The sequence below is a fragment of the Solibacillus sp. GQ1 genome, assembly GCF_059758555.1.
The window spans coordinates 1-420 of record NZ_JCAXEX010000018.1; the positions used below are offsets into that span (position 1 = coordinate 1).

At 51.9% G+C, this 420-nt stretch carries 4 tRNA genes; all 4 read left to right on the plus strand.

The annotated features are described in order from the left end of the window. Positions 1-7: 7 nt before the first annotated feature. Positions 8-83 (plus strand) — tRNA-Ala (locus AC6CH1_RS19260). A 28-nt stretch (positions 84-111) separates the two neighbouring features. Next, positions 112-185: transfer RNA gene (locus AC6CH1_RS19265), tRNA-Met, on the plus strand. Between the two features lie 7 nt (positions 186-192). Continuing rightward, positions 193-269, plus strand: a tRNA-Ile gene (locus tag AC6CH1_RS19270). 20 nt (positions 270-289) lie between these two features. Further along, positions 290-382, plus strand: a tRNA-Ser gene (locus AC6CH1_RS19275). Positions 383-420: the final 38 nt, after the last annotated feature.

The window sequence follows — 420 nt, forward strand, 5'->3', positions numbered from 1 at the left end:
CATTTATGGGGCCTTAGCTCAGCTGGGAGAGCGCCTGCCTTGCACGCAGGAGGTCAGCGGTTCGATCCCGCTAGGCTCCACCATATTTTTTGTAACCAAAATAAAGATCCTGGCGGTGTAGCTCAGTTGGCTAGAGCACTCGGTTCATACCCGAAAGGTCGTGGGTTCGACTCCCTCTGCCGCCATCTTAAAGGACCTTTAGCTCAGTTGGTTAGAGCAGACGGCTCATAACCGTCCGGTCACAGGTTCGAGTCCTGTAAGGTCCACCAGTTAACGTACTAATCATAACGGAGGTATACCCAAGTCTGGCTGAAGGGATCGGTCTTGAAAACCGACAGGCGGGTAACACCGCGCGGGGGTTCGAATCCCTCTACCTCCTCCATTTTTACAAACTGGGTACTAAAAACAGGTTCAAACATT